Origin of the sequence: Deinococcus frigens DSM 12807 (genome assembly GCF_000701425.1) — a bacterium.
Classification (GTDB): domain Bacteria; phylum Deinococcota; class Deinococci; order Deinococcales; family Deinococcaceae; genus Deinococcus; species Deinococcus frigens.
Genome location: NZ_JNIW01000048.1, coordinates 17,117 through 28,084, shown reverse-complemented (window position 1 = coordinate 28,084; position 10,968 = coordinate 17,117). Strand labels below are relative to the sequence as shown.

The 10,968-nt window shown below is 66.6% G+C and carries 8 protein-coding genes; 6 read left to right on the top strand and 2 right to left on the bottom strand.

Annotation, left to right across the window (positions count from 1 at the left end; all coding sequences use genetic code 11):
- Both Q322_RS23470 and Q322_RS0114760 read right to left on the bottom strand, forming a co-directional pair.
- The coding region (locus Q322_RS23470; protein WP_034418710.1) for a hypothetical protein at positions 1-260 on the bottom strand (260 nt) is incomplete at its 3' end.
- A gap of 91 nt (positions 261-351) precedes the next feature.
- Entirely contained in the window at positions 352-3,477 is a 3,126-nt protein-coding gene (locus tag Q322_RS0114760; protein WP_029478678.1) for an alpha-mannosidase, read from the bottom strand.
- Between the two features lie 289 nt (positions 3,478-3,766).
- Here Q322_RS0114760 and Q322_RS0114755 point away from each other — a divergent pair, with 289 nt between their 5' ends.
- From Q322_RS0114755 to Q322_RS0114730, 6 genes are all read left to right on the top strand, one after another.
- On the top strand, positions 3,767-5,284 hold the full coding sequence (locus Q322_RS0114755) for a sugar ABC transporter ATP-binding protein (RefSeq protein ID WP_029478677.1): 1,518 nt from the start codon (positions 3,767-3,769) through the stop codon (positions 5,282-5,284).
- Positions 5,281-6,279 (top strand): ABC transporter permease, encoded by a 999-nt coding sequence (locus tag Q322_RS0114750; RefSeq protein WP_029478676.1) that lies wholly within the window; start codon positions 5,281-5,283, stop codon positions 6,277-6,279. The genes Q322_RS0114755 and Q322_RS0114750 overlap by 4 nt, the downstream gene beginning before the upstream one ends.
- A 218-nt stretch (positions 6,280-6,497) precedes the next feature.
- The gene (locus Q322_RS0114745) at positions 6,498-7,451 is read left to right on the top strand and encodes an ABC transporter substrate-binding protein (protein WP_029478675.1); all 954 of its coding nucleotides are present in this window, start codon (positions 6,498-6,500) and stop codon (positions 7,449-7,451) included.
- 261 nt (positions 7,452-7,712) lie between these two features.
- Positions 7,713-8,720, top strand: a complete 1,008-nt coding sequence (locus Q322_RS0114740) for a sugar phosphate isomerase/epimerase family protein (protein ID WP_029478674.1) — start codon at positions 7,713-7,715, stop codon at positions 8,718-8,720.
- The gene (locus Q322_RS0114735; RefSeq protein ID WP_034418707.1) at positions 8,717-9,865 is read left to right on the top strand and encodes a Gfo/Idh/MocA family protein; all 1,149 of its coding nucleotides are present in this window, start codon (positions 8,717-8,719) and stop codon (positions 9,863-9,865) included. Before Q322_RS0114740 ends, Q322_RS0114735 begins: the two co-directional genes overlap by 4 nt.
- Positions 9,858-10,916 (top strand): LacI family DNA-binding transcriptional regulator, encoded by a 1,059-nt coding sequence (locus Q322_RS0114730; protein ID WP_029478672.1) that lies wholly within the window; start codon positions 9,858-9,860, stop codon positions 10,914-10,916. Before Q322_RS0114735 ends, Q322_RS0114730 begins: the two co-directional genes overlap by 8 nt.
- Positions 10,917-10,968: the final 52 nt, after the last annotated feature.

Genomic DNA, 10,968 nt, shown 5'->3' with positions numbered 1-10,968 from the left:
TGCGAGATGCCCCCAGTCTTGAACGGTTGGTGACAGTGCTGGCTGTAGCGATCTTGCTGCTCGTGTCCGAAGGCATAGAGGTGGTCCAGCGTGGGGATCGACGACACGTCGATCCCCACTGGCGGCGGGCGCTGAGCTACCTCAAGATCGGTCTCCGGGCGGTTCATTACGCGCTGAGCCGTGGTCAGGCGATCTTCTCTCGCCTGACGCTCCAGGGTGGGCCTGACCCTGAGCCACTGGGCCATCGGAAACGCCCTCATGCCTCTCCTCAAACCACCCTTGAAGTTGGCTGGCAGCTCGTTTTCCGTCCGCCCTCATAAAATTTGTCAGGCCGCCAGGAGGGCAGCCACTTCAATCCTTATCTTTCAAGGTCCGTGACTTCAAGGTCAGCACCCGGTAAGGCGTGAAAGCCAAATCGTCGTCCATAGCCTCCTCAAGCAAATTCACCGGCGTCCATGCGTCGATTGCTAGGCCCGACACCTGTGCCTCGCCGCGTGTGCCGTGGGCCTCGTACACGCGCAGCAGCAGCGAGTCGTCGTCCTCGCAGAGTTTGAGGGCGGTCAGGCGCAGCGATGGGTGGCCGACGTCCAGCAGGCGGGCGCTGGCCTCAGCTCTCCCCTGCTCCGCGCTAAAAAAGCCGCGCAACGGCGCATTCAGGTCGTGCGCTTCCCGCAGCGTTCCGTTTCGCCAGTCCCCGGCGTGCGGGTACAGCGCGTAGGTCAAGGCGTGCGCCCCGGCGTCGGCGCTGGGATCGGGGGTGATCGGCGAGCGCAGCAGGCTCAGGCCTAGCATGTTGCCCTGGGCGCTGTAGCCGTATTTGCAGGTGGTCAGCAGCGAGACCCCAAAATCTCCCTCGCTCAGGTCCGCGAAGCGGTGACCTGGGACCTCGAACTGAGCGGCCTCCCAGGAGGTGTTGCGGTGGGTGGGCCGCGTGACCGTGCCGAAGGCGGTCTCGAAGCTGGCCTGGGCAGCCCGCACGTTGAGCGGCGTCAGGGTACGCAGGAACAGGCGGCGGGGCTTCCAGTCCACCGTGGTCTCAATCTCCAGCCGCCGCGAACCCGCCCGCAGCCGGTAGGTCTGGATGACCGGGCTGCCCTGCGCGTCGTAGCGCACCCAGATTCCTGCTTCCAGGCGTCCTGTCAGGCGCTCGGGCGGCTCGGCAGCGCTCAGGCGCTCGCCCCCTTCCGGGTAGCTGGCGTCCAGCTCCCACGCCTCCCACTCGCGCGGTACATCGGGGTACAGCCACAACTGGTTGCCTGGCCCGGCCAGCGCCTCGCGCCCAGTGGCCTTGCCGTACAGCGATTGCAGGCTGCCGTCCGGGCTAACGACGACCCGCAGATGCTCGTTTTCCAGCGTCAGAGAATTGGGGGCGGGTTCCGCGACTGGTTTAGCCTCTTCTCCCGTCGCCCCGACTTCGAGGCAGAGGTAGCCCAGCCCCGGCACCGTCACATCTCCTGTGACGAGCAGACCTTCATTCGTCACCTCGACCTGAAGGGGCATGCCGTCCGGGGCGCGCAGACTCAACTTCGATTGACCGGGCAATTGCAGCGAGAGCGGGCGGTCATCCAAACTCAGGTTCCAGACCACCACACGCTCCCCCATGCCGTGGGCGTCGCTCAATTTCTGCAAGGTGTCATCCCGGAGGGTTTCCGCCCCACTTAGAGCTTCTTCCAGTTCCCGCCGGGCGTCGTCGTAGATGGCCCTGACGCCCGAACCGGGCAGAATGTCGTGGAACTGGTTTCGCATCAGCACTTCCCAGAGGCCCTGAAAGGCTTCGCGCGGGTAGGGCCGCTCCAGCAGCTTGAACGCCAGGGTGCAGGCGGTCTCCGCATCGGGCAGCGCGTGTTCCAGGGCGCGGTTGAGTTCCTTGATGCGGGCCTGGGTGGTGTAGGTTCCCCGGTGCAGCTCAAAATACTGCTCGCCCACCCAGACGGGCAGCGCCGTGTCCTCGCCCACACCGTCGTAAAAGTCCGATACCCGCGTCATATGCAGCCGGGGCAGGCCAGGAAAGTCGCGCAGGCGGTTATGGCGCTCCAGCATCTCGCCCGTGGGACCGCCGCCGCCGTCACCCCAGCCGAAGCTGAACAGGGAAGTGTCGTGGCGGCGCTTGCCCCGGAAGTTCTGCCAGGTGTTTAGCACGTCCGGCGCGCCCAGCGTGCCGTTGTAGCCCTGCCCCGGATTGCGGAAGCTGTGGGCCAGCACGCGCGTGCCGTCCAGCGCCTCCCAGCGGTACAGGTCGTAGGGAAAGGTGTTGGTCTCGTTCCAGGTCAGTTTGGTGGTGAAGAAATACGGGATGTCCGCCGCCCGCAGCAATTGCGGCAGGTTGGCCGCGTAGCCGAAGGTATCCGGCAGCCAGCACACCCGCGCCTTGCGGCCAAAGCGTGACCGGAAATACCGCTGCCCGTACAGAAGTTGCCGCGCCCACGATTCGCCGGAGATCAGGTTGCCGTCCGGCTCCACCCACATGCCGCCCACCACGTCCCAGCGGCCCTCGGCCACGCGCTGCTGGATGCGGGCGAACAGCGCCGGGTCGTCCTGCTCCACATACGCGTAAATCTGCGCGGAGGACTGGTTGAAGGTGAAGTCCGGGTAACGCTCCATCAGGGACAGTACGGTGGCAAAGGTGCGCCGGATCTTGCGCCGGGTTTCATTCAGCGGCCACAGCCACGCCAGGTCAATGTGCGCGTGGCCGGTCAGCGCCAGATGGCCCTCGGCGGGGTAGCGCGCCCGGATGGTGTCCAGCCGCGTGGCCAGTGCCCGGCGGGCGGCGTCCAGCGCGGGGCGGGCCGCGTCGGGGTAGGGGGCGGGCGTGCCGCTGAAGTCCCACTCGTCCCACTGCTGGCGCAGGCTGTGGCGCAGGCGGGGGTCCTGCCAGGCCCGCGTCAGGTACGCCCCGCCGTCCCCGCGCGGGATGGGAATGGCGTTCAGCACCTCGCTGAGCGCGTCGGCCAGCAGATCGGCAATATCGCTGCGCCCGGCGTGGGCCAGCGCGCTGGCCGCCTCGTGCGCTGCTTCCAGGTCCTCAAGAAGCGCGCGAACCTGCACGTCCGGCAGCAGCAGCCGGGCGCGTTCCAGCCGGGGCGCGTACTCGGGCGAACCGAACAATCCGCGCGGCACCGCCTCGATCTGGAGGTCCAGCGTGGCCGGGCCGCCCGCCTCCAGCCAGATTTCGGAGTGGTACGGGTTGAGGCCGCCGCGCGCCACGCCGCCCAGCAAGGCCAGCGCCTCGCCTCCCACCGACAGGTCCAGAACGGTGGGCTGACCCTGCCAGTCCGCCGGAATGTTTACCCTGGCGCTGAAGGTCACGGGCAGCTCACGGGCGGGCCAGGGTTCACCCTCTTGGAGAGGCTGCTCCCCACCGCTCCAATGAAAAGTCAGGTCCAGCGGGATCGCGGCGCAGTCACGCCAGGCGCGCAGTTCGGTCAGACGGTTTTGCAGACGGAGCAACTGTTGCTCGGTGGTCAGGGCGTGGGTCATGGCGGGTCTCCTCGGGGCGGGCAGGCGGAGGGCGGGTTCAGGTGTCGCCCCAGCGTAGCGAATGGCACGGCTGGAGGGTGCGGCATGAGCGATGTTGCGCCGCCTCGCGTCAGGAATCGAAAACGATTTCGCTGTCCCATCAAACGTGCTATGGTCATGGCATTCAAAACTCAAGATCCGAGCTGTCCGGTCTCTCGTCTCGCAGCCTCGTCCTGGAGCATTCCGTGCCGATCTGGAGCCATGCCGATTCATCCCGTCCCGCTGTCCGGCCCCGCGTTCCGGGGCAGACATGACCACTTCGCCCGCCGTCCAGTTCAGGAAGATCACCAAATCCTTCGGCCCTGTCGAGGTCCTGCACGGGGTCAGCTTCGACATCGGAGCCGCCGAGATTCACGCCCTCATCGGCGAGAACGGCGCGGGCAAGAGCACGCTGATGAAGATTCTGGGTGGCTATCAGCCCCAGACCTCCGGCGAGATCGTGCTGGAGGGGCAGCCGGTCACCCTTCGCAGCAGCCGCGACGCCGAGGCGCGGGGCGTGGTGCTGATCCACCAGGAATTCAACCTGGCCGATGACCTGAGCGTGGCGCAGAACATCTTTCTGGGCCGTGAGCTGGGCGGCGCGCTGCTGAACGATGCCGAGATGAACCGGCAGGCTGCCGACGCCCTGGGGCGGCTGGACGTGCAGCTTGATCCCAGAGTCCGGGTGCGGGATCTGAGCGTGCCGCAAAAGCAGCTCGTCGAGATTGCCAAGGCGCTGGCCAGACACGCCCGCGTGCTGGTCATGGACGAGCCGACGGCCACCCTGACCACCCGCGAAACCGACGTGCTGTTCGCCCTGATCCGAAAATTGCGGGGCGACGGCGTGACCATCCTCTACATCAGCCACAAGCTCGACGAGGTGGGGGTGCTGGCCGACCGGGTGACGGTGCTGCGCGACGGCGCGGTGGTGTTCAGTGGCCCGGCGGCAGGGAAAACACCGCACGATCTGGCGAACCTGATGGTAGGCCGAGAGCTGGAGGAGATGTTCCCGGACAAGGGGCGGCCCTCCGAGACAGAGGCGCTGCACGTCGAGGGGCTGGAGGTTCCCGGCTGGGCGCATGACATCTCGTTCACGCTGCATGCGGGCGAGGTGCTGGGTTTCGCGGGGCTGGTGGGTGCGGGCCGCACCGAGCTGTTCGAGGGCTTGCTGGGCCTGCGCCGCCACACGGTTGGGCAGGTGCGCGTGGCGGGCCGTCCAATCCGCATCGACAGTCCCGGCAGAGCCGCTAATGCAGGCGTCGTGTATCTCAGCGAGGACCGCAAGGGCAAGGGGCTGCTGGTGGACTTTGGGTTACGCCCCAACCTCACCCTGATGACGCTGGAGGAGTACGCGCGGCCCCTGCTGGACATCGGCGCGGAGACGCGGGCGCTGGAAACGGCGGTCCAGACCTACGGCATCCGCAGCGGGCGGCTGGACGTACCCGCCAGCGCGCTTTCGGGCGGCAATCAGCAGAAGCTCGCACTCGCCCGCATTCTGGAGGTTGATCCCGACGTGATCGTGCTGGACGAACCGACGCGCGGCGTGGACGTGGGGGCCAAGCGCGAGATCTACCTGCTGATTCAGGCGCTGGCCGAGTCCGGCAAGGGCATCATCGTGATTTCAAGCGAACTGACCGAACTGCTGGGCCTGTGCCAGCGCCTGCTGGTGGTGCGCGAGGGCCGCATCGTCGGTGACCTAGTGGGGGGCGAATTGACCGAGCGGGACGTGATTCAGTACGCCACCGGATTGAAAGCCAAGGCTCCTGCCCTGGAGGTGGCCTCCCGATGACTGAACATTCTGCCGAAACGTCCGGGACCGCCCGCCCGCCGCTGCTTTCACGGCTGGGCAGCCTGGGGCCGCTGCTGGGGCTGCTGTCTCTGATGATCGTGGCCACCGCCCTGAACAGCGACTTTCTGACCGTCTCCAACCTGTCCAACGTGCTGACCCGCGCCTCGTTCATCGGGATCATCGCGGTGGGGGCGACGTTCGTGATCATTTCCGGTGGCATTGACCTGTCGGTGGGGTCGATGGCCGCCCTGATCGCCGGTTCCATGATTCTGGTCATGAACGCGCTGGGCGCGGGCGGCGGCGGCGCGGGCGTGATCGCCATAGGAATGTTGTGCGCTCTCGCCATCGGGGCCGGGGCGGGGCTGCTGCACGGCACCTTCATCGCGCGGGGCCGCATCGAGCCATTTATCGTTACGCTGGGAACGCTGGGCATCTACCGCGCCGTCCTCACCTACCTGTCGGAGGGGGGCAGCATCTCGCTGAACAACACCCTCAGCGACGCCTACAGCCCGGTGTACTACGGCAAGGTGCTGGGAGTGCCGTTCCCGATCATCGTGTTCGCGGTGGTGGCGCTGATCGGCGGGCTGATCCTGAACCGCACGCGCTACGGGCGCTACGTGCAGGCCATCGGCAGCAACGAGGGGGTGGCGCGTTACGCGGCGGTGGACGTGAACCGCGTCAAGGTCATCACCTACATGATTCAGGGCGTCTGCGTGGCGCTGGCGACGCTGCTGTATGTGCCCCGGCTGGGCAGCGCCAGCCCCAGCACCGGCATCCTGTGGGAGCTGGAGGCGATTGCTGCCGTGATTATCGGCGGAACGGCCCTCAAGGGCGGCTCGGGGCGCATCTGGGGAACGGTGGTGGGGGCGATTCTTCTCCTGAGCATCGAGAACGTGCTGAACCTGACCTCGATTATCAGCGTGTACCTGAATGCCGCCGTGCAGGGCGTCGTGATTATCGTGGTGGCCTTCCTGCAACGGGGGAAGCGGTCATGAGGACGGGCTTCTTGATTTCCGAGCCAGCGTGTGTTTCCCGGTTGCCGCCGTAGCTGGTCCGAATTGGGCGGCCCTCGCCGTCATGTCACCCCCTCTACTCCGCAGCTTTACAAGTCCCCCCGGCCCTTTCCCCCAGGGGGAGAGGGAGAAAAACCCTTCCGCGCTGCGTTTCTTCACCCGCTCTCGCCCAGAGAAAGCCAGAGAAAGAAGGAGTTCACATGTCGCAAATTCTCAAGAAATTCGCCGTCCTTTCCATCTCGCTGCTGGCGTCCGCCGCGCTGGCGCAGACCAAGCAGGTCATGGGCGTGTCGATCCCCTCGGCGGATCACGGCTGGACGGGCGGGGTGGTGTACTGGGCCAACGAGACGAAAAAAGAACTGGAAAAGATGTATCCGGGCCTGACCGTGATCGTCAAGACCGCCAAGGACGCCAACGAGCAGGCCAACCAGATCCAGGACATGTACACCGTCAACAAGATCAATGCGCTGGTGATCCTGCCGCAGGAGAGTGCGCCGCTGACCCGTCCGGTCGCCAACCTCAAGAACAAGGGCGTGTTCACGGTGGTGGTGGACCGCGCGCTGACCGATCCCAAGGCGCAGGACGCCTACGTGGCCGGGGACAATCCGGGGCTGGGCAAAGTTAGCGGCGAGTACGTGGGCAAGACGCTGGGCGGCAAGGGCAACGTGGTGGTGCTGCGCGGCATTGCCACCGTGATCGATAACCAGCGGGTGGACGCCTTCGACAAGGTGATGAAGGAGAAGTATCCGGGCGTCAAGATTCTGGACCGGCAGTACGCCAATTGGAACCGCGACGATGGCTTCAAGGTCATGCAGGACTACCTGACCCGCTTTCCCAAGATCGACGCCGTGTGGGCGCAGGACGACGACATCGCCGTGGGTGTCCTCAAGGCCATTGAGCAGGCCGGGCGCAAGGACATCAAATTCGTGCTGGGCGGCGCGGGCATGAAGGAGATGATCAAGAAGGTACAGGACGGCGATCCGCTGATCACCGCCGACGTGACCTACCCGCCCAACATGATCCGCGACGCCATGCTGCTGACCGCCAAATCGCGTATGACCAAAACCGCCATGCCCAAGACCACGATCATTCCCAGCGTGCTGGTCACCAAAGCCAACGCGGCCAAGTTTTACTTCCCCAACTCGCCGTTCTGAGGAATAGATTTTTCCTGGCGTGAAGGGGTTGTCCTCACGGTTTAACCCCTCCGCCCCTTCGGGGCACCTCCCCTTAAAAGGGAGGCAAGAGTCTCGGAATTGCCCGGCCAGCCGCCCTCCTCGGCTCCCTTTTAAGGGGAGCTGGCCGCGTAGCGGACTGAGGGGTTCTCGTGGGAGCAACCCCTTCACTTTCAACGTCTATCCAATCCATCTACACCGCAAAACTTGACCCCGCCCACACCCCGGAGGCACCCTAGACCCATGCCAAGACCTGTCACCCTGTTTACCGGCCAGTGGGCCGACCTGCCGCTGACCGAACTCGCCCCGCTTGCTAAAGAAATGGGCTTCGATGGCCTGGAGCTGGCCTGCTGGGGCGATCACTTCGACGTGGGGCGCGCCTTGAAAGAAGATGGCTACGCAGAGGGCGTGCGCGAACTCCTCGCCAGACACGATCTCCAGATTCACGCCATCGGCAATCACCTTGTCGGTCAGGCGGTGTGTGACCCCATCGACAAGCGCCACAAAGCCATTCTGCCCGCCCACGTCTGGGGCGACGGCGATCCCGAGGGCGTGCGCCAGCGTGCCGCGCAGGAACTTATCGACACCGGCAAGGCCGCGCGCAAACTGGGTGTGGGCGTCGTGACGGGCTTCACCGGCTCCAGCATCTGGCACAGCCTCTACGCCTTTCCGCCCACCGATCAGGCGTACTGGGAACGGGGGTTCGAGGACTTCGCCCGCCGCTTCACCCCCATTCTGGACGCTTACGGCGAGGTGGACGTGAACTTCGCGCTGGAGGTTCACCCCACCGAAATCGCTTTCGACACGGCCAGTGCGGCGCGTGCGCTGGAGGCGGTGGGCAATCACCCGCGCTTCGGCTTCAACTATGATCCCAGCCATCTGGCGTATCAGGGCGTGGACTACGTGGGCTTTATTCGCCGCTTCCCTGAGCGGATTTACCACGTTCACATCAAGGACGTGTGGTGGGGCCACGGCAGCGGCGAGGTGGGCGTGTTCGGCGGCCACACCACCTTCGGCGACGGGCGGCGCTTCTGGGACTTTCGCTCGGTGGGGCGCGGCGACGTGAAATTCGAGGAGATCATCGTGGCGCTGCACGACATCGGCTACGGTGGCCCCCTCAGCATCGAGTGGGAGGACGCCCGCATGGACCGGGTGGCCGGGGCAACCGAGAGCGCGGCCTACACGCGCCGTCTGGACTTTCCGCCGTCTGACGTGGTGTTCGACGACGCTTTTGCCAGGGAGCAGGCGTGAGCGACCATCAACGCCCCCTGCGCCTGGCGATGGTGGGCGGCGGCCAGGACGCCTTTATCGGCGCGGTTCATCGGCACGCGGCGGCGCTGGACGGGCGGTACGTGCTGGTGGCCGGGGCGCTGTCCAGCACGCCGGAGCGGTCTACAGCATCGGGCGCGGCGCTGGGCCTCCCCCCGGAGCGCAGTTACGGCACCTGGCAACAGTTGCTGGACGGCGAAAAGGGGCGCGAGGACGGCGCAGAGGTCATCTCCATCGTCACGCCCAATCACCTGCATTTTCCGGTGGCGCTGGCGGCGGTTGGGGCGGGCTTTCACGTGATCTGCGACAAGCCTCTGGTTCCCACGCTCGGGGAAGCACTTGAGCTGGAGGCCGCCGTGAAGCAGGCGGGCACCGTCTTCGCCGTGACCTACAACTACAGCGGCTATCCGATGGTCCGCCAGGCCCGCGAGATGGTGCGTAAGGGTGAACTGGGCGACATCCGTAAAGTCATCGTGGAGTATCACCAGGGCTGGCTGGCCACCGAGCAGACCGGCAAGCAGGCCGAGTGGCGCACCGATCCGGCCCGCAGTGGTCCCGCCGGCGCGCTGGGCGACATCGGCACCCACGCCGAGCAACTGGCAACCTTTGTCAGTGGGTTGTCGCTGAAGGAGGTGGCCGCCGAACTGACCGCCTTCGTGCCGGGCCGCCCGCTGGACGACGACGCCAGCATGCTCTTGAGGTTCAGCAGCGGTGCAAAGGGCCTGTTGACCGTCTCTCAGATCGAGATAGGCCGCGAAAATGACCTGCGCCTCTCGGTCTTCGGGACGAGGGGCAGCCTGAGCTGGCGGCAGGAAGACCCCAATCACCTCCTCTACGATGAGCTGGATAAACCCCGGCAGATGCTGACGCGCGGCGGGCCGGGAACGGGTGGGGCGGCCAACGCCATGACCCGGCTGCCCGCCGGCCACCCCGAAGCCTTTATCGAGGCGTTCGCCAACATCTACCGCGCCGTGGCCGACGATCTGGCGGCGCGGGAACGGGGCGAGGGCGTCAATTCCGATTACCCGACGGTCAAAGACGGCGTACAGGGCGTGGAATTCGTGACGCGCGTGCTGGAAAGTGCGGCGGACAATGGGCGCTGGGTCAAGTTCGAGAACAGTGGCTGAGCTGACCCGGCCAGCAGTGGGCCGCGTCAGCATCAAGGCCGTCGCCGCCGCGTCGGGCGTCAGCACCGCCACGGTGTCCAAGGTGCTGTCGGGCCGCGCCGACTACCCGGTGCGCGCCGAGACTGCCGAGCGGGTGCGAACGGTGGCCCGCGAACTCGGCTACGTGCCGGACGTGGCCGCCCGCAACCTGCGGACCCGTCAGACCGGGCAACTCGGGGTGGTGCTGGAGGCGGTGGGTTCGTCCGAGCCGGACAGTGTGCTGGGCGAGCCGGAGGCGGGCCAGGCGGTGTCGCGGACCTTCGATGGCGCGATCATGGCGGGCCTCAGCGGCGCGGCGCGGGAATTGGGTGTCCCGGCGCTGGTGGTCTATCCGGGTGGGCAGCGGCTGGCGCGCACCTATCTGGACGGGCGGGTGGATGGCCTGCTGGTCAGTTGCGATCCGCTGCGCGGCCACGACCTCCTGGAACGCCTGACCGGGGCGGCGCTGCCGGTGGTGGCGCTGTGGAGCGAACAGGTGCCGCCCGGCATGGGCGCGGCGGACGCCGATCACGCGGGCGGCGCGGCGCTGGCGGTGGGGCATCTGCTGGCACTGGGCCACACCCGCATCGCTTTTTACGGCGGCGGCCAGGCCAGCGGCGTCGAACACTTCCAACGGCGCGAGGCAGGGTACCGGGGGGCGCTCTCGGCGGCGGGCTTCCCTGCCCTCCCTCCCATTCATGACGGCGCGGCTTTGGTTGATGCCGTGCGGCGCGGCGAGGTTACCGCCGTCTTCGCCGAGACCGATCTGGGCGCGGCGGCGGCGTTTCAGGCCCTGAGCCGGGCCGGGCTGCGCGTGCCGCAGGACGTGTCTCTTATCGGCTTCGATGACATCCAGGGTGCGGAATACATCGCGGGCGGCCTGAGTACCGTGTACCACCCCGCCGCCGAGATGGCTGCCGAGGGCGTGCGGCTGCTGCTGGAGCAACTGGCTGGACATGCGCCCCGGCAGGTGTTGCTGCCCACCCGGCTGGTGCTGCGCCACAGCACCGGGCCGTACCGGCGGAGTGGATAGACCCGTCTGCGACTCTCCCGGTCCCCAGGCCCAAGCATCAACCGCATCTAGT

Bases quoted from the DNA above. Each gene is read 5' to 3' on its own strand.
- Q322_RS0114745 (WP_029478675.1), top strand. From the start codon at position 6,498: ATGTCGCAAATTCTCAAGAAATTCGCCGTCCTTTCCATCTCGCTGCTG.
- Q322_RS0114750 (WP_029478676.1), top strand. From the start codon at position 5,281: ATGACTGAACATTCTGCCGAAACGTCCGGGACCGCCCGCCCGCCGCTG.
- Q322_RS0114740 (WP_029478674.1), top strand. From the start codon at position 7,713: ATGCCAAGACCTGTCACCCTGTTTACCGGCCAGTGGGCCGACCTGCCG.
- Q322_RS0114755 (WP_029478677.1), top strand. From the start codon at position 3,767: ATGACCACTTCGCCCGCCGTCCAGTTCAGGAAGATCACCAAATCCTTC.
- Q322_RS0114760 (WP_029478678.1), bottom strand. From the start codon at position 3,477: ATGACCCACGCCCTGACCACCGAGCAACAGTTGCTCCGTCTGCAAAAC.